The organism is Micromonospora sp. NPDC057141, assembly GCF_042670805.1.
Classification (GTDB): Bacteria; Actinomycetota; Actinomycetes; order Mycobacteriales; family Micromonosporaceae; genus Micromonospora.
Window position 1 is genome coordinate 42,122 of sequence record NZ_JBHUVA010000037.1, and the last position, 17,631, is coordinate 59,752.

Annotated in this window: 17 protein-coding genes; 2 read left to right on the forward strand and 15 right to left on the reverse strand. The window is 72.4% G+C overall.

The annotated features are described in order from the left end of the window. Positions 1 to 121 precede the first annotated feature (121 nt). From atpD to ACFT41_RS19200, 9 genes are all read right to left on the reverse strand, one after another. Entirely contained in the window at positions 122 to 1,576 is a 1,455-nt protein-coding gene (gene atpD, locus ACFT41_RS19160; protein ID WP_377588327.1) for a F0F1 ATP synthase subunit beta, read from the reverse strand. Continuing rightward, on the reverse strand, positions 1,576 to 2,505 hold the full coding sequence (locus ACFT41_RS19165) for a F0F1 ATP synthase subunit gamma (protein WP_377588326.1): 930 nt from the start codon (positions 2,503 to 2,505) through the stop codon (positions 1,576 to 1,578). Before ACFT41_RS19165 ends, atpD begins: the two co-directional genes overlap by 1 nt. A gap of 9 nt (positions 2,506 to 2,514) precedes the next feature. Next, the gene (gene atpA, locus ACFT41_RS19170) at positions 2,515 to 4,155 is read right to left on the reverse strand and encodes a F0F1 ATP synthase subunit alpha (protein ID WP_377588325.1); all 1,641 of its coding nucleotides are present in this window, start codon (positions 4,153 to 4,155) and stop codon (positions 2,515 to 2,517) included. 104 nt (positions 4,156 to 4,259) lie between these two features. Continuing rightward, positions 4,260 to 5,081, reverse strand: coding sequence for a F0F1 ATP synthase subunit delta (locus ACFT41_RS19175; RefSeq protein ID WP_377588324.1), 822 nt, complete (start codon positions 5,079 to 5,081; stop codon positions 4,260 to 4,262). Then, the gene (locus ACFT41_RS19180; protein ID WP_278129050.1) at positions 5,081 to 5,620 is read right to left on the reverse strand and encodes a F0F1 ATP synthase subunit B; all 540 of its coding nucleotides are present in this window, start codon (positions 5,618 to 5,620) and stop codon (positions 5,081 to 5,083) included. The genes ACFT41_RS19175 and ACFT41_RS19180 overlap by 1 nt, the downstream gene beginning before the upstream one ends. 31 nt (positions 5,621 to 5,651) lie before the next feature. Further along, complete coding sequence (locus ACFT41_RS19185; RefSeq protein WP_088975803.1) at positions 5,652 to 5,885, reverse strand: ATP synthase F0 subunit C; 234 nt, start codon at positions 5,883 to 5,885, stop codon at positions 5,652 to 5,654. A 67-nt stretch (positions 5,886 to 5,952) separates the two neighbouring features. Then, a complete protein-coding gene (gene atpB / locus ACFT41_RS19190) occupies positions 5,953 to 6,750 on the reverse strand; it encodes a F0F1 ATP synthase subunit A (RefSeq protein ID WP_007072697.1) in 798 nt (265 codons plus the stop codon). Between the two features lie 11 nt (positions 6,751 to 6,761). Continuing rightward, on the reverse strand, positions 6,762 to 6,998 hold the full coding sequence (locus ACFT41_RS19195; RefSeq protein ID WP_350884432.1) for a hypothetical protein: 237 nt from the start codon (positions 6,996 to 6,998) through the stop codon (positions 6,762 to 6,764). 181 nt (positions 6,999 to 7,179) lie between these two features. Beyond that, positions 7,180 to 7,611, reverse strand: a complete 432-nt coding sequence (locus tag ACFT41_RS19200; protein ID WP_377588323.1) for a hypothetical protein — start codon at positions 7,609 to 7,611, stop codon at positions 7,180 to 7,182. Positions 7,612 to 7,689: 78 nt separating this feature from the next. On the opposite strand from ACFT41_RS19200, the gene ACFT41_RS19205 reads away from it, so the two are divergent. Next, positions 7,690 to 9,189 (forward strand): SDR family oxidoreductase, encoded by a 1,500-nt coding sequence (locus ACFT41_RS19205; RefSeq protein WP_377588322.1) that lies wholly within the window; start codon positions 7,690 to 7,692, stop codon positions 9,187 to 9,189. A gap of 440 nt (positions 9,190 to 9,629) precedes the next feature. On the opposite strand, the gene ACFT41_RS19210 is transcribed toward ACFT41_RS19205, so the two are convergent. From ACFT41_RS19210 to prmC, 4 genes are all read right to left on the reverse strand, one after another. Continuing rightward, positions 9,630 to 11,750 (reverse strand): transglycosylase domain-containing protein, encoded by a 2,121-nt coding sequence (locus ACFT41_RS19210; protein WP_377588321.1) that lies wholly within the window; start codon positions 11,748 to 11,750, stop codon positions 9,630 to 9,632. Positions 11,751 to 11,893: 143 nt separating this feature from the next. Next, the gene (locus ACFT41_RS19215; RefSeq protein ID WP_377588320.1) at positions 11,894 to 12,505 is read right to left on the reverse strand and encodes a phosphotyrosine protein phosphatase; all 612 of its coding nucleotides are present in this window, start codon (positions 12,503 to 12,505) and stop codon (positions 11,894 to 11,896) included. Further along, a complete protein-coding gene (locus tag ACFT41_RS19220; protein WP_377588339.1) occupies positions 12,506 to 13,156 on the reverse strand; it encodes an L-threonylcarbamoyladenylate synthase in 651 nt (216 codons plus the stop codon). A gap of 109 nt (positions 13,157 to 13,265) precedes the next feature. Then, positions 13,266 to 14,255 (reverse strand): peptide chain release factor N(5)-glutamine methyltransferase, encoded by a 990-nt coding sequence (gene prmC, locus ACFT41_RS19225; RefSeq protein ID WP_377588319.1) that lies wholly within the window; start codon positions 14,253 to 14,255, stop codon positions 13,266 to 13,268. A gap of 75 nt (positions 14,256 to 14,330) precedes the next feature. Between prmC and ACFT41_RS19230 the strand changes: the two genes are divergently transcribed. Then, complete coding sequence (locus tag ACFT41_RS19230) at positions 14,331 to 15,881, forward strand: diguanylate cyclase domain-containing protein (protein WP_377588318.1); 1,551 nt, start codon at positions 14,331 to 14,333, stop codon at positions 15,879 to 15,881. A 25-nt stretch (positions 15,882 to 15,906) separates the two neighbouring features. On the opposite strand, the gene prfA is transcribed toward ACFT41_RS19230, so the two are convergent. Both prfA and rpmE read right to left on the reverse strand, forming a co-directional pair. After that, positions 15,907 to 16,995: a peptide chain release factor 1 gene (prfA, locus tag ACFT41_RS19235; protein WP_377588317.1), complete on the reverse strand. Its 1,089-nt coding sequence runs from the start codon at positions 16,993 to 16,995 to the stop codon at positions 15,907 to 15,909. 113 nt (positions 16,996 to 17,108) lie between these two features. Then, on the reverse strand, positions 17,109 to 17,333 hold the full coding sequence (gene rpmE, locus ACFT41_RS19240; RefSeq protein WP_043966028.1) for a 50S ribosomal protein L31: 225 nt from the start codon (positions 17,331 to 17,333) through the stop codon (positions 17,109 to 17,111). Between the last annotated feature and the right edge of the window lie 298 nt (positions 17,334 to 17,631).

The window sequence follows — 17,631 nt, forward strand, 5'->3', positions numbered from 1 at the left end:
GGTACCTCGCGTTCGACGGAGCCACCGATCAGCAACCGGACAGCGGAGATCATAGGGCCTGTAGATGAACGAGGACCGCCCCGGTTGCTACCGGGACGGTCCTCGACACTGTGACGTTGGTCTAGCTCTTCATCAGCTCTGCGGCCTTGCGCTCCAGGTCCTCCAGGCCACCGCACATGAAGAAGGCCTGCTCGGGGAAGTGGTCGTACTCACCCTCGCTGATCTTCTTGAACGCCTCGATGGTCTCGGTGATCGGGACCGTCGAGCCCGGCACGCCGGTGAACTGCTCGGCGGCGTAGGTGTTCTGCGACAGAAAGCGCTCGATGCGCCGCGCGCGCTGCACGGTGATCTTGTCTTCCTCGGAGAGCTCCTCGATGCCGAGGATGGCGATGATGTCCTGCAGGTCCTTGTACTTCTGCAGGATCCGCTTCACCTCGGTGGCGACCGCGAAGTGCTCGGCGCCGACGAACTCCGGGGCGAGGATCCGGGACGAGGACGCCAGCGGGTCCACGGCCGGGTAGATGCCCTTGTCGGAGATCGACCGCTCCAGGTTGGTGGTCGCGTCGAGGTGGGCGAACGTGGTGGCCGGGGCCGGGTCGGTGTAGTCGTCCGCCGGCACGTAGATCGCCTGGAGCGAGGTGATGGCCTGGCCCCGGACGGAGGTGATCCGCTCCTGGAGCTCGCCCATCTCGTCGGCCAGGGTCGGCTGGTAACCCACGGCGCTCGGCATCCGGCCGAGCAGGGTGGACACCTCGGAACCGGCCTGGGTGAAGCGGAAGATGTTGTCGATGAAGAGCAGCACCTCCTGCTTCTTCACGTCGCGGAAGTACTCCGCCATGGTCAGCGCGGACAGGGCGACCCGCAGCCGGGTGCCCGGCGGCTCGTCCATCTGGCCGTAGACCAGGGCGGTCTTGTCGATGACGCCGGACTCGGTCATCTCGGCGATGAGGTCGTTGCCCTCGCGGGTGCGCTCACCCACGCCGGCGAAGACCGACGTACCACCGAAGTTCCGGGCCACCCGGGTGATCATCTCCTGGATGAGCACCGTCTTGCCCACGCCCGCGCCGCCGAACAGGCCGATCTTGCCGCCCTTGACGTACGGGGCGAGCAGGTCGATGACCTTGATGCCGGTCTCCAGCATCTCGGTCTTCGGCTCCAGGTCCGCGAAGGCCGGGGCCTTGCGGTGGATGCCCCAGTGGTCGTCCGGGCTCAGCGTCTCGCCCTCGGTGAGGTTGAGGCACTCGCCGATGGCGTTGAAGACGTGGCCCTTGACGGTGTCGCCCACCGGCACGGTGATCGGCGAGCCGGTGTCGCGCACCTCGGCGCCGCGCACCAGACCGTCGGTCGGCTGCATCGAGATGGCGCGGATCAGGTTGTCGCCCAGGTGCTGGGCGACCTCCAGGGTCAGCGTCTTCTCGCCGCCGGAGAGCTGTACGTCGACGTTCAGGGCGTTGAACAGGGCCGGCATGGCGTCGCGCGGGAACTCGGCGTCGACGACCGGGCCGATGACCCGGACCACGCGACCGGTGGCCGTCTTGGTCTCTGCTGGTCCACCAGCAACTGCGGATACAGTCATCACACTTCACTTCCCGACGCGGCGAGCGCGTTCGCGCCGCCGACGATCTCGCTGATCTCCTGGGTGATCCCGGCCTGGCGGGCCGAGTTCATCTCACGCGTGTACTTCTCGATCATCTCTTCGGCGTTGTCGGTGGCGCTCTTCATCGCCCGCCGACGCGACGCCGACTCGCTCGCCGCCGACTCCAGCAACGCCGCGTAGATCCGCGTGTTGATGTACTTCGGCAGGAGCGCGTCGAGCAGCGCCTCCGCCTCCGGCTCGAACTCGTACGCCGGGAGCAGGCCCTCGGACTTGGGCCGGTTCTCGACCTGCATCGGGCCGATGACCTTCGCGACCGGGGTCTGGGTCATCAGGGAGTGGAACTCGGTGTAGACGATGTGCAGCTCGTCGATCCCGAGCACCCCGTCCGGCCCGGCGGAGCCGTCCACGTCGTCCGCGCCGGCGGTGAACGCCTTGATCAGCGTCTCACCGACCTCGCGGGCGTCGGCGAACGTCGGCTGCTCCGAGAAGCCCGTCCAGTTCGCCTCGATCGGCCAGTCCCGGAACCGGTAGAACCCGACGCCCTTGCGGCCGATGACGTAGAGCACGGGCTCCTTGCCCTCGGCGCGCAGCCGGGCGATCAGCGACTGCGCGGTCTTGATCGCGTTGGAGCTGTAACCGCCGGCCAGGCCCCGGTCGGCGGTTACCAGCAGGACGCCGGCCCGCCGCACCCGCTCGCGCGGGGTGAGCAGCGGGTGGTCGATCCGGGCGTTGGACGCCAGCGCGGTGAGCACGCCGGTGATGGCCTGGGCGTACGGCAGGGACGCCTGCACCCGGGCCTGGGCCTTGGCGATCCGGCTCGTCGCCACGAGCTCCATCGCCTTGGTGATCTTCTTCATCCCCTTCGCCGAGCGGATCCGTTGACGAAGAACGCGTACCTGGGCCGCCATGAGTCAGCCCTACTGCTTCTCGGCGTTGTCGCGGTAGCGGGTCACCGTCTCGCGGTTCTCGTCGCCCTCCAGCGGGGCGGCCGGGGCCTCGTTGATCCGGGGCTCGTCCTCCTTGCCCAGGAACATCTGCTTGAAGCTGGCGATGGCCTGGTCGAGGGAGGAGATCACCTCGTCGTCCCACGTGTTGTCGGCGATCGCCGCGAGGGTGCCCTCGTGCTTGTGCCGCAGGTACTGGAGGAACTCGGACTCGAACCGGCGGACCTCGCCGACGGGGATGTCGTCGAGCTTGCCCTCGACGCCGGACCAGACGGAGACGACCTGCTCCTGCACCGGGTACGGCGAGTAGTTCGGCTGCTTGAGCAGCTCGACCAGGCGGGAGCCGCGCTCCAGCTGGGCGCGGGAGGCCTTGTCCAGGTCGGAGGCGAAGGCGGCGAATGCCTCCAGCTCGCGGAACTGGGCCAGGTTGAGCCGCAGCGAGCCGGAGACCTTCTTCATCGGCTTCACCTGGGCGGCGCCGCCGACCCGGGAGACCGAGGTGCCGACGTTGATGGCCGGCCGGACGCCCTGGTTGAACAGGTCCGTCTCCAGGAAGATCTGGCCGTCGGTGATGGAGATGACGTTGGTCGGGATGAAGGCCGAGATGTCGTTGGCCTTCGTCTCGATGATCGGCAGGCCGGTCATCGAGCCGCCGCCCAGCTCGTCGGAAAGCTTCGCGCAGCGCTCCAGCAGCCGGGAGTGCAGGTAGAAGACGTCACCCGGGTACGCCTCGCGGCCCGGCGGGCGGCGCAGCAGCAGCGACACGGCCCGGTACGCCTCGGCCTGCTTGCTCAGGTCGTCGAAGACGATCAGGACGTGCTTGCCGCCGTACATCCAGTGCTGCCCGATGGACGAGCCGGTGTAGGGCGCCAGGTACTTGAAGCCGGCCGGGTCGGACGCCGGGGAGGCCACGATGGTGGTGTATTCCATCGCGCCCGCCTCCTCCAGGATGCCCTTGATCGAGGCGATCGTGGAGGCCTTCTGGCCGATGGCGACGTAGATGCAGCGGACCTGCTTCTTCGGGTCGCCGGAGCGCCAGTTGTCCCGCTGGTTGAGGATGGTGTCCAGGGCGACCGTGGTCTTGCCGGTCTTGCGGTCGCCGATGATCAGCTGCCGCTGGCCCCGGCCGACCGGGGTCATGGCGTCGATCGCCTTGATACCGGTCTGCAGCGGCTCGTCGACGGACTGCCGGGACATCACGTTCGGGGCCTGGAGCTCCAGCTCGCGGAAGCCCTCGTTGGCGATGTCGCCGAGGCCGTCGATCGGCTGGCCGAGCGGGTTGACCACGCGGCCGAGGAAGGCGTCGCCGACCGGCACGGAGAGCACCCGGCCGGTGCGCTTGACGCGCTGGCCCTCTTCGAGCTTGGCGGAGTCACCGAGAACGACGACGCCGATCTCCCGGACGTCGAGGTTCAGCGCCAGGCCGAGCGTGCCGTCCTCGAACTCCAGGAGCTCGTTGGTCATGGTCGAGGGCAGGCCCTCGACGTGGGCGATGCCGTCGCCGGTGTCGGCGACGGTGCCGACCTCCTCGCGGGAGACGTCGGGCGAGTAGGAGGAGACGTAGCGCTCCAGGGCGCCGCGGATCTCCTCCGTCGAGATGGTCAGCTCGGCCATCCTCTGCTTCCTTAAGTATCAGGGGCCCGGGGATACCTAGTACCGACCGGTCCGAATGGCGTCTGTCAATCCAGGCGTTTCGCGGTGCGCCAGCGGGATGCCGGTCAGCGCGTCACGAGCGCGTTGCGGGTCTCGTTGAGGCGGCGCAGGACGGTGCCGTCGTACAGGTCGGACCCGACCCGGACGCTGACGCCGCCGAGGACCGAGGGGTCCACCGTCTGCTTGACGGAGACCTCCCGACCGTACATCGCGGAGAGGCGGGCACCGAGCCGGCGCTCGTCCTCGTCGCTCAACGGAGCCGCCACGGTCACGTACGCGACCTGCCGGTCCCGCCGGTCGGCGGTCAGCTCGACCAGCCGGGTGAGCGAACCGGTGAAGGAACGCCCGCCGAACCCGTTCAACGCCACCTCGACGAGGCGGACGGTGACCGGGCGGGCCTTGCCGGCGAGCAGCCCACGGGCCAGCTCGGCCCGCCGCTCGACCGGGCCGACCGGGTCGGACAGCGCCGCCGACAGCGCGGGCTGGCCGGCGACCACCTGACCGAAGCGGAACAGCTCGTCCTCGACCTCGCCCAGGTCGCCCGAGGCGTCGGCGCTGGCCAGCAGCGCCTCCACGCCGAGGCGCTCGACGCCGTCGAGCAGCTCCGAGGGCGCCGACCACCGGCCGGAGACAAGCCCGGTGAGCAGGTCGAGCGCGTCCGCGCCGACCTTGCCCCGGAGCATGTCCCCGAGCAGCCCGGCGCGGTCCGCGCCCGGCCGGGCCGGGTCGGACAGCGCCCGGCGCAGCCGCGGCTCGCGCCGCAGCAGGCCGGCGACGGCGAGCAGGTCGTCGGCGGTGGCGGCCACCGCCGACGGCTCCGCACCCCGCGCGTACGCCGCCAGGCGCTCGGTCGCGGCCTGGTACGACTCCCGGCTGGCGGCCTGCATCAGCGGGCCCCCGCGCTCTCGAGGTCGCTGAGGAAGCGGTCGACGGTGCCCTTGCGGCGGGCCTCGTCGGCCAGCGACTCACCGACGATCTTGCTGGCCAGGTCGACCGCGATCGTGCCGACCTCCGTGCGCAGCTCGCGCACGATGGTGGCCCGCTCGGCGGCGAGCTGCTCCTTGCCGGCCGCGATGATGCGGTCGGACTCCTCCCGCGCCTTGGCGAGGATGTCCTGCCGGATGCCCTCCGCGTCGGCCCGGGCGTCGTCCCGGATCTTCGCGGCGTCGGTGCGCGCCTCGGCGAGCTGCGCGCGATATTGCTCAAGGAGCTGGTTGGCCTCGGCCTGGGCGGCCTCGGCGCGCTTGATGCCACCCTCGATCGCGTCGACCCGGGCCTGGAACGTCTGCTCCATGCGCGGGAAGACGAACTTCATCAGCACGATGCAGAGCAGGATGAAGGCGACGCCACCGACCACGATCTCCTGCCAGATCGGGATGATCGGGTTGTGCGTCGACTCACCACCCTCTGCGGCGAGCAGGTACATGGGAAACCTCCCGGTCGAAGGGCGGGACGACTTAGAGGTTGCCCTGCCAGATGAAGCCGAACGCGATGCCGAGCAGCGCGAGCGCCTCGATGACGGCGAAGCCGATCCAGACGTACGGCAGGGTCATCCGGGACGACTCCGGCTGCCGGGCGGTCGACTGGATGTAGGCGGCGAAGACCAGGCCGACACCGATGCCCGGGCCGATGGCCGCGAGACCGTAGCCGATGGCGGCGGTGCTGCCCTCTACCGCGGCGTAGATGTCCATTAGTGGGTTCCTCCTGGTTATCACGCGTGACTCTCACGCGGGACGACAACGGGTAATGCGAGGTGACTCAGTGCTCGTCGGCGAGCGCGCCCTGCACGTAGCTGGCGGTGAGCACCGTGAAGACGTATGCCTGCAGGCAGATGACCAGGAACTCGAGGAAGGTGAGCGCGATGGTCATCACCCAGGACAGCACCGAGACCGGGGCCAGCCAGGCGTTGGCGCTGAGCATCGCGAACCCGCCGAGCGTGAAGACCAGCAGGAGCATGTGGCCGGCGAACATGTTCGCGAAGAGACGGACGGCCAGCGAGAACGGCCGGACCAGGAAGGTCGAGAAGAACTCGATCGGGATCAGCAGCGGCAGGATGTACCACGGCGCCGGCGGGATCAGGGAGTTCTTGACGAACTTGCCGAAGCCGTGGTGCCGGATGCCCACCCAGATGAACATCACGTAGCTGATCACGGCGAGGAACGCCGGGAAGGCGATGTGCGAGTTGGGCGAGATCTGGAACAGCGGCACGATCGCGAAGAAGTTCGTCAGCAGGATGAAGCAGAACAGCGTCGTGAAGTACGGCGCGAACCGCACCCCTGCGTGCCCGATCATCTCGACGGCGATGTTGTTGCGTACGAAGCCGTAGATGGACTCGGCGAGCCACTGCTTCTTCGTCGGCACCAGCTGCGGCTTCCGGTAGGTCGCCAGGAAGAAGATGATCAGGACGCCGACGGCGATCCAGACCATGGCCGTGATCTTCGTGAACCAGTAGGAGTCGTGCGCACCCCAGGGCAGGATGCTGGGCAGGTAGAAGTCCTCCACGCTGGGTGGGAATGCCGCCTGGCCCGCTGCCAGGACGTTCGCCTGTCCGAACACCGCGTCCCTTCCTAAGTAGGCGTGCCGAGTCGGCGGACGACCAGGATGATCCCCCCGGCCATGCCGAGCACGACGCCGATCCCGGTGGCGATGCCACCGGTGTCGAGCCACTGGTCGACCAGCCAGCCGATGAAACCCCAGACGAGCATGCCCCCGATGAGGTATGAGAGCGCGGTCCAACCCTGGCCGGCACCGGTCGGAATGTCGTCCGGGCCGCCGCTGGGTCGGGGGGTTTGGTCACCAGCCATGACGGGGCGAACGATATCAGTCTGAGAAACGAGGCTGTGCCTCACCCCCCGCACAACCGTAGTTGTGTGGGCGTCTGGCGGGCGCGTCGTCTGTGGAAACGCTACTCCCCTTGCGCCACCGAATGAACGACCGGTGTCGGACACAATCGCGCGTCGTACCGAAAGGTGGGACGCTGGGGGTTCAGCCCCTGGTCCGGCGCGCGTGCACGGTGCTGAGCCACCAGATGTGCGCGCCGGTCCAGACCACCACGCCGACGGCGATGCCGAGGCAGAGCGGGACCACCCCGGCCCACCCCGTCGAGGCGACCGCCACCATCACCCCACCCAGGAGGGTGAACTTCGCGACGTAGAGACCCACCCCGAACGGGAGCACGAGCTGCGGGTTACGGGCGTCCGCCCAGGCCAGGACCACGGTGGTGAGGACGTAGCTGGCCACGGTGACGGCGACACCGGCCGCCACGCCGAGCGCCGCGTCGGCCCCGCCGAGGACGCCGCCGGCCACCGCGCCCAGGGCCGCAACGGCGGCGGAGGCGGCCAGCAGCACCGGCAGGTGGCGCAGCCGCCAGCCCCGGTCGTCGGCCGCTCGCGCCGCGTCCACCACGGGCTCAGCCACGGGGGTACGCCGGAAAGAAGGTGCCGCTTCTCGCGTTCTCCACAGCGAAGGAGTCTACGGAGCCGCACACTGGAGGCCGTGAGATGCCTCGTCACCGGCGCGACCGGGTACATCGGCGGACGGCTCGCGCCCCTGCTGCTCGCCGAGGGGCACCAGGTGCGCTGCCTGGCCCGGCATGCGGGTCGGCTGCGCGACGTGCCGTGGGCGACGCACGCCGAGATCGCCGAGGGCGACCTGCGCAAGCCGGAGACCCTGCCGGCCGCGTTCGCGGACGTGGACGTCGCCTACTACCTGGTGCACTCGCTCGGCCAGGCCGGCTTCGAGGCCGCCGACCGGGAGGCCGCAGCCGGCTTCGCCGACGCGGCGCGCGCCGCGGGCGTACGCCGGATCGTCTACCTCGGCGGCCCCGAGCCGAAGGCCGGCGGCGAGGCCCCGTCGCCGCACCTGCGGTCCCGGGCCGAGGTGGGCCGGATCCTGCTCGGCAGCGGGGTGCCCACCGCGGTGCTCCGGGCGGCGATCATCATCGGGTCCGGCTCGGCGTCGTTCGAGATGCTGCGCCACCTCACCGAGCGGCTGCCCGCCATGGTCACCCCGCGCTGGGTGCGCAACCGGATCCAGCCGATCGCCGTCCGGGACGTGCTGCACTACCTGGTCGGCTGCGCCGCGCTGCCGCCGCAGGTAAACCGGGCGTTCGACATCGGCGGCCCCGACGTGCTCACCTTCGGCGACATGATGCAGCGCTACGCCCGGGTGGCCGGGCTGCGCCGGCGGATCGTCCTGCCGGTCCGGCCGCTGACCCCGTCGCTCTCCTCCTACTGGGTCGGGCTGGTCACCCCGGTGCCGAACGCGATCGCCCGGCCGCTGGTGGAGAGCCTGGTCCACGAGGCGATCGCCCGGGAGCACGACATCGCGGCGTACGTGCCGGACCCGCCCGGCGGGCTGACCGGCTTCGACCGGGCGGTGGAGCTGGCCCTGGTGAAGGTCCGCGACGCGCAGGTGGAGACCCGCTGGTCCACCGCGAGCGGGCCGGACGCCCCGGCCGAGCCGCTGCCCAGCGACCCGAAGTGGTCCGGCGGCACGGCGTACACGGACGTGCGGGAGCGGGCCGTGCACGCCCCGGCGGACGCGCTGTGGCGGGTGATCGAGGGCGTCGGCGGCGAGAACGGCTGGTACTCGTTCCCGCTCGCCTGGGCGGTGCGCGGCTGGCTGGACCGGCTGGCCGGCGGGGTGGGGCTGCGCCGGGGCCGGCGCGACCCGCACCGGCTGCGGGTCGGCGAGGCGCTGGACTTCTGGCGGGTCGAGGAGATCGTCCCGGGCGAACTGCTGCGGCTGCGCGCCGAGATGCGGCTGCCCGGCCGGGCCTGGCTGGAGATGCGCGCCGAGCCGGACGGGGACGGCCGCAGCCGGTACGTCCAGCGCGCGGTCTTCCTGCCCAGGGGGCTCGCCGGCCACGCCTACTGGGGCGCGGTGTCCCCGTTCCACGCGATCGTCTTCGGCGGCATGGCGAGAAACATCGCCCGGGGCGCCGAAGCGGTCCCGGCGACGACGGACGGCTCCTCGCGGCCCATACGCAGCTGAGTCGAATACGACATCGCCTTCCTTGCCGCCGGCCGACTTCCGACCCGACGGCGCGCTTGTCCGCCGACAATCGATAAATCTCAAGACAATCGGGTCGGGTTGCCCCCGAGAGCTTCGCCGCCGAACTCAGGCGCAGGATCAAGGACGGCGTCAAAGGCTACGAGGCCGGCGCGAAGCTCCCACACTCCGCGAGTTCGCCGCCCGCCGCACGCACCGCGCGGGCCGCCATCCTCCGCACCGGACCCACCCCCGCCGGCATCGCCCGCCTCGCCGCCGCCATCGGGCTGATCCGCGAGTAGGCGCAGGCGGCGACCGGGCCAGATCTTGGACAACTACCGTTCACTGTGGACAGCAAGCGTCCAAGATCTGCGAGTTGCGGCGGCGGGCGACCGTTCCGGGCGGGCGGCGGCGGACGACCGATCGGGGCGACGCGACGGCGGTCAGTTGCCGGCGCGGGGGGCCGTGGCGTGCCGGGCCACCGACTCGCTGGGCGGGACGAAGTCACGCACCGGCTGGCCCTGGAGGGTGTCGTAGAGGGTGCGGCCCACCAGGTCGACCAGTTGGGCCTGGACCGCCCGGCCGACCGCGTCCCGGGGGTCGTCCGGGTTCGCGGCGATCGAGGCGACGGCGAGCTGCGGGGTGAACGCGACGACGGTCTCCGTGCCGTTCCCCTCCGAGCTGCCGGTCTTGCCGGCCACCGGCCGCCCCAGCCGGCTGCGCAGGTCGGGGGCGGTGCCGCCGGCGCAGCCGCCGTACATCGACTGGTCGCCGACCGGGCACCGGGCCGCGTCGGCCGCGCCCCGGGCCACGTCCGTGTCGAGCACCTGCCGGCAGTCCGGGCGTCCGGCGGCGACCTCCCGCCCGGCGGCGTCGAGGATCCGCACCACCGGCGTGGGCGCGCACCACATCCCCTCGGCGGCCACCGCCGCGTACGCCCCGGCGAGGTCGAGCGGGGTGGTGGCGGCGACGCCCAGCGTGAACGGGCCCCAGTCCCGCGCGCCGTACCGGGCCAGCTTGGCGTCGGACTCGGCCCGCAGCCGGATGCCGAGCCGCTCGGCCATCTCCACCACCCGGTCCGCGCCGACCCGTTCGGTCAGCCAGGCGAAGTAGGTGTTCACCGACCGGCCGAACGCGTCCCACATGGTCCGGTAGCCGTCCATCCCGATCGGGTCGGCGTTGACCGGGCACCAGCGGCCCCGGCATTCGGCGGGGCCGCCGGTCACCGGGAAGCGGGTGACGATGCGGGGCGGGGCGTCGAACAGCGTGTCCAGGGGCAGGCCCGCCTCCAGCGCGGCGAGCACCGCGAATATCTTGAACGTCGACCCGGCCTGGTAGCCGTTGATGGCGCCGCCCCCGGCGACGAGCTGGTTGACGGTGTTCGGGCGGTTGAGCCAGCCCGGCGGGTTCTCCTCCACGCTGTAGTTCCGGTTCACCGCGAGGGCGAGCACCCGGCCGGTGCCGGGCTGCACCACGGCCGTCGGCGCGACGCGGGGGTCGTCGACGTCGTAGACCCGCAGCACCTGCTCGGCGGTGGTCCGCTGCACCGCCGGGTCGAGCGAGGAGACGATCCGGAAGCCGCCCCGGCGCAGCATGCGCAGCCGCTCGTCGGCGGTGGCGCCGAACGCCGGCTGCTCGCTCCACCAGCGGGTGAACCAGTCGCAGAAGAAGCCCCAGTCGTTGTGTTCCTGCGGGACCGCCGTGCAGTCGTTCGGCGTCGCGCTGGGCTTCAGCGCGAGCGGCTCGGCCTTCGCCGCCTCGGCCACGTCGGGCGCGACCTGGCCGGTCTCGACCAGCCGGTCCAGCACGTACGCCCGGCGGGTCAGCGCCGCGTCGGCGTCGCCGTTGATCGGGTCGTCGGTGTCGGGCGAGCGGACCAGTCCGGCCAGCAGCGCCGACTCGGCCAGGGTGAGCTTCGCCGGCGACTTCGAGAAGTAGCGCTTGCTGGCGGCGCCCACCCCGTACGCGCCAGCGCCGAAGTAGGCGATGTTGAGGTAGCCGGCGAGGATCTGGTCCTTGCTCAGCTCGCGCTCCAGCGCCACGGCGTACCGCATCTCTTTGATCTTGCGGGTGAGGGTGACCTCGGTGGCCTTGGCCCGCTGCTCCTCGGTGAGGCCGGGGTCGCCGGCGAGCACGTTGCGCACGTACTGCATGGTCAGGGTCGACGCGCCCTGCCGGGGCGCGCCGTCGCGCCGGTTGGCGGTGAACGCCCGGACGACGCCGCGCGGGTCCACGCCCCGGTGCTCGTAGAAGCGGACGTCCTCGGCGGCGACGACGGCCTGGCGCATCGCCGGCGCCACCTTGTCCAGCGGCACGTCGACCCGGTCCTCGGTGTAGAAGGACGTGATCGGGGTGCGGCCGTCGTTGGCGTAGAGGGTGGACCGTTGCGCCGTGGGCGGCGTGAGCAGCGACGCCGGCAGCTCCGACCACGGCTCGGTGATCCCCCGGATGCCGATCCCGAAGACCAGGGCGGCCGGTAGCGCCGCCACCGCCAGTGCCAGCCCGGCGAGCACGCCGGCAATCACGATGGTCATCAGCTTGTGGAGACGACGGGCCCGGATCATCAGCTCTCCCCGCAGGAGCCGGTCAGGTGCGGACCCGTTCAGAATGACCCGGACGGCGGCGAACCCCGCCGCTTTTCCCCAAAGGGGCACGAATTTCGCGAGAAAGGCACGCGACGCGCCGCGGACCGGCCGGGGCGGACCCGTCAGGGCAGCAGCGCGGCGGCCAGCGGGTGGACGGTCTCCTCGATCTCGTCGGCGACCCGGCTGAAGCACTGGTCGCCGCGCCCCCACGGGTCGTCGAGGTCGTCCGTGTGCAGCGGGGCCGCGCCCTCCCGGGCGGCGTGCACAGCGGCGACCAGGGCCACCCCCCGCGCGTACACGGCGTCGCCGGTGGCCTCGGCCGGGGGCAGACCGGCGGCGTCCACGGCCGCCAGCAGGCGGCCGAACTCGCCGAGCACGAACGTGCGGGACGCGGCGTCGGGGCGCAGCGCCACCACGTACTCCTGCTGGTCGGCGGTGGCGGTGAGCACCAGGTCGGCCGCGTCGATGAGGTCGGAACGCAGCTTGCGGGCGGCGAAGCCGGCCACGTCGCCGCCCCGGGAGACCACCTGGCGGGCCGCCGGCGGGTTCATCTCCTCCCCCGCGTGCCAGCCGCCGGTGCCGGCGCTGTGGCTGTGCAGCAGCCCGTCCGCGCCGGTCGGGTCGACGCCGCGCCGCGCCAGCCGCTCGCGGACGGCCAGCGCCAGCAGCCGCTCCGCCATCGGCGAGCGGCAGATGTTTCCCATGCAGACGTGCAGGACGGTGAACGGCGGCACTCAGCCCACCCGACTCTCGACGATGTCCGGCACGACGTCCCGCAGCTGCTCCAGCGGGATCGCCCCGGCGCGCACCAGCGTCGGCACCTCGCCGGTGAGGTCGACGATCGTGCTCGGCACCGGATCGGGGCACGCCCCCGCCTCCAGGTATGCCCGCACGGCGTAACCGAGCTGCTCCCGGGCCGCCTCGGCGGTCACCGCCGCCGGCTGGCCGACCTTGTTGGCCGAGGCCACCGCCATCGGGCCGGTCTCCCGCAGCACCTCCAGGGCGACCGGGTGCAGCGGCATCCGCACCGCGACCGTGCCGCTGCCGGTCTCGTCGCCGAGGTCCCACGACAGGCTCGGCGAGTGCTCCACCACGATCGTGAGCGCGCCCGGCCAGAACGCCTCCACCAGGTCGCGGGCCGACCGGGGCAGCGTGAAGACCAGGCCGTCGAGGGTGTGCCGGGACCCGATCAGCACCGGGGGCGCCTGCCGGGTGCCACCCTTGGCGTCCGAGAGCGCCTTCACCGCGTACGGGGTGAACGCGTCCGCGCCGATCCCGTAGACGGTGTCCGTCGGCAGGACGACCAGCTCGCCGTTCTTGACGGCCTCGATGGCAGCGGCGATGCCGCGGTCCCGGTCGGCGAGCGACCGACAGTCGTAGAGCATCACGAGGAGCCAGTCTGCCACGCCCCGGCCCGGTCGGCGTCCTCGGCGCGAACGGGTCCCACAGGTCCGGACGCGACGGTCCCGCCCCCGAGTCGCGGCGGGAGGCCCGTCATCGGCGGCGGGCGGTGGCGAACCGGGGCCGCCCGGCCAGGTCCCGGTGCTCCTCGACCGCCTCGTACCGGCCGTCGGCGGCCAGCAGCGCGGGCACCGCCGCGCCGTGCGTGTCGTCGTGCTCGACGCCGAGCACCCCGCCCGGGCGGAGCAGTCGCGCGGCCCTGGCGAGCACCGGCCGGATCACGTCCAGCCCGTCCGCCCCGCCGAAGACCGCCTCGTCCGGGTCGTGCGCCGCCACCTCCGGGGGCACCTCGACGGCCCTCGGCACGTACGGCGGGTTGCACAGCAGCACGTCCACCAGCCCTTCCAGGTCGCCCAGCAGGCCCGGGTCCGTGACGTCGGCGGCCACCACCTCGATCGGCCGGTCCCCGGCGGCGGCCCGGTCGGCGGCGTTGCGGCGCAGCCACGCCAGCGCCGCCGGGGACCGCTCCACGGCCACCACCCGGGCGGCGGGAGCCTCCTGGGCGACGGCGAGGGCGATCGCCCCCGACCCGCTGCACAGGTCGACGACCAGCGGACCGCCGGCCGCCCCCTGTGCGCCGGCCGCCCCCTGCCCGCCGGCCACTCGATGTCCGCCGGCTGTCCCCGGGCCACCCGCAGCGGTGGGGCCGGTGGCCGGCAGCCCGGCCTGGTCGACGCCCCAGCCGGCGAGCAGCTCCGTCTCCGGGCGGGGCACGAAGACGCCCGGGCCGACCGCCAGCTCCAGGTGCCGGAAAGCGGCTGAGCCGGTGAGGTGCTGCAACGGCTCCCGGGCCGCCCGGCGGACGACCAGGGCGTCGTACCGGTCGAGCTGGTCGGGGGCGAGGCCGTCGGCCAGTGCCAGCCGCCCCCGGGGCACGCCCAGCACGTGGGCGGCGAGCAGCTCGGCCTCGGCACGAGGGGCATCGATCCCCGCCGCGGCGAGGACGCGGGCGGCTCGGGCCACTGCCGCCGTGGGCCGTAGGCGTTCTGACCCTTCGGACGGGTGTTGCGAACGGGACGTCACGACATAATCATGAAGCGTCGCGGGCCCGCGCCACGAGTTGGTGCCTCCGCGCGCACACCGACAAGGAGGTCGCGCGTGGGATGGCTCAACCGGGTCAACGACCAGGTTGACGTCCTGACCCGGGCGCGCGCCCTCCAGGAGGTGAGCCGCTCCGCCGAGTCGTGCCTCCTGCTCGACGGCGTGATCCGCACCACCAGCGACCCGTACGCCCGGGCCGACGCGCTCGTGCAGCGCCTCTCCGCGTTGATCAATCTGGGGCGCACCGCCGAATACACCCGCGCCATCGAGGAGGCGTCCGCCGCCGTACGGGACCTCAACGAGCCCTACCTGCACGGGCACCTCAACGCGCTGGCCGCGCTCGCCGCCCACCACCAGGGGGCGCTCGACCGGTGCGTCACCCACCTGGTGAAGGCGGCCCGGAAGCTGGGCGCGGTCGAGGACCCGGACCGCGACACCGCCTGGGGCTGGCACGACCTGGCGATGGCCTACTCCTACCTCAGCTTCCACGGCTACGCGCTCGGCGCGATCGAGCGCGCCCGCCAGCTCGGGCTGGCCGCCGGCATCCCCGAGGAGACGTTCGCCGCGCCCGGCATCCGGCTACGCAACGCGGTCGCCCTCGACCACAACGGCGACAGCGACGGCTGCCTGCGGGTGCTGCGGGACGTCGCCGCCGACCTGGGCCGGTTCCTGCGCGGTGGGCGGGCCGAGGAGCTGCGCCCGAGCAGCCTGGCCGCGTACGGTTATGCCGCCGCCCGCCGGGCCGCCCTCGGCGACCGGGTGGAGACCACCGTCGGCGCCGACCCGAACCGGCTGCTCGGCCACGGCGCGGACAGCGCCCGCGCCCGGGACATGCGCCAGCTCGGCCAGGTCTGCCTGGCCATCGCGGCCGGCAACCCGATCGAGGCGATCACCCGGCTCGACACCGCCCGGGTCTCCAACGAGACCCTCGGCGCGGCGGAGCCGGCCCGGCTGCGCAGCATCGCGTACGCCCGGGCCGGCGACCACGCGGCGGCGCACCGGGCCGACCGGCACGCGTTCCGGCTCGCCGCGCAGCGCAACGACCGGCTGCGGGACGTCTACATCGACGGCATCGCCGCCCGGCTCGACCACGAGGAGATGCGGCGGGAGGCGGCCCGGTTCGAGGGCGAGGCGCTCACCGACCCGCTGACCGGCCTGCCCAACCGGCGCCGGTTGGAGCGCTACATCGCGGCCGTCGTGGCCGGCGGGGAGCGGGTGGTGATCGGGGTCTGCGACCTCGACGGCTTCAAGGCGGTCAACACCCGCCACGGCCACCACTCCGGCGACCTGGTCCTCCAGCGCATCGCCGGGGTGATCAACCGGGTCATGCGCCGGGGCGACTTCGTGGCCCGCTACGGCGGCGACGAGTTCGTGGTGGTGTTGTCCGGCGCGGGGATGGCCGAGGCGGCCGACGTGGCCCGCCGGATCGAGGCGGCGGTGCGCACCGAGGACTGGGAGGCGCTGGTCCCCGGCACGCCGGTCGGGGTCACCATCGGGTTCGCCGAGGTCGAGGCCAACGGCCCGGGCCTGCGCGACGCGATCGGCGCGGCGTTCGAGACCGCCGACCGGGAGATGCTCGCCGCGAAGAGCCGCCTCCGCACCTGCTGATTCCCCGATTCCCCGGGGGGCGTGCTCAGCGGCGGGTCAGCTCCGGGTCGCCGGCCAGCCGCGCCGCGCGGTCCGCGTCGGCCAGGGCGTCCAGCACCCCGTCCAGCTCGCCGGCAAGCGCCAGGTCGAGGTTGTACGCCGTGTAGCCGATCCGGTGGTCGGTGATCCGGTTCTGCGGGAAGTTGTACGTGCGGATGCGCTCCGAGCGGTCCACGGTGCGCACCTGGGCCTTGCGGGCGTCCGAGGCGGCGGCGTCGGCCTGCTCCTGGGCGGCGGCCAGCAGCCGCGCCCGCAGGATGCGCATCGCCTGCTCCCGGTTCTGCAGCTGCGACTTCTCGTTCTGGCAGGAGACCACGATCCCGGTCGGCACGTGGGTGATCCGCACCGCCGAGTCGGTGGTGTTCACCGACTGCCCGCCCGGGCCCGACGAGCGGAACACGTCGATCCGCAGGTCGTTGGGGTCGATGGTGACGTCGACGTCCTCGGCCTCGGGCAGCACCAGCACCCCGGCGGCGCTGGTGTGGATGCGCCCCTGCGACTCGGTGACCGGTACGCGCTGCACCCGGTGCACCCCGCCCTCCCACTTGAGCCGCGACCACACGCCGTTGCCGCCCTCGGGGACGCCCTTGGTCTTGATCGCCAGCGAGACGTCCTTGACCCCGCCCAGGTCGGAGTCCTGCGCGTCGATGACCTCGGTGAGCCAGCCGCGGCGCTCGGCGTACCGGGTGTACATCCGCAGCAGGTCCCCGGCGAACAGGGCGGACTCCTCGCCGCCCTCGCCGGCCTTGATCTCGACGATCACGTCCTTGGCGTCGTGCGGGTCGCGCGGGATCAGCAGCTCGGCGAGGCGCTCCTCCAGGGCGGGCAGCCCGGCGGCGATCGACTCCGCCTCGCCGGCGAAGGACGGGTCCTCGGCGGCCAGCTCCCGGGCCGCGGCCAGGTCCGCGCGGGCCTGCTCCAGCTCGTCGGCCGCCTTGTGCAGGGGCGACAGCTCGGCGTAGCGGCGGCCGACCCGGCGGGCGACGTTCTGGTCCGCGTGGATCGCCGGGTCCGCGAGGCGCTTCTCCAGCTCGGCGTACTCGTCGAGGAGGGCGACCAGCCGCTCACTGCTCATGCTCGGGTGCTCCTTCGACGACGGGTACCGGCCGGCGACATCCGGACGGAAGAGGGCGATACGGACAGCGCCCGCGCCCGGCAGGAAGCCGGACGCGGGCGCCGAACGTGGAGCTACTTGGCCTTCTTGGCCTGAACCTTGGCGTACTTCTGCTGGAACTTGGCGACCCGGCCGGCCGTGTCGAGAACGCGCTGCTTACCGGTGTAGAACGGGTGGCAGGCGCTGCAGGTCTCGACGTGGATGGAACCGCCCTTGGCGGTGCTGCGGGTCGTGAAGGTGCTGCCGCAGGAGCAGGTGACCTCGGTGGTCGTGTACTCCGGGTGGATGTTGGGCTTCATGTCGCCTCGGTCCTCTCGCTTGGTGGTCGCCGGGTCGCCGTGCGGCCCCGACGCGTGGCGCGCGTCGGGCTCGGGCGTGAACCGGAACCGGTGGCCGACTGACCAGTGTGCCATGGGCGTGAGCCGACCCCTCAGGCGGGCCGCACAGCGGGTCCGGCCTCGTCAACGTGCCGGCCCCCTTCCGCATTCCCCGGATGCAAGGAAGGGCACCTTGTTAACGCATTTGGTAGAGAACCCCTTCTCACCCCCCGGGTGGTGGGCGCGCACTGCGCACAGCGCGGAAGGGCACGGCCGTGAG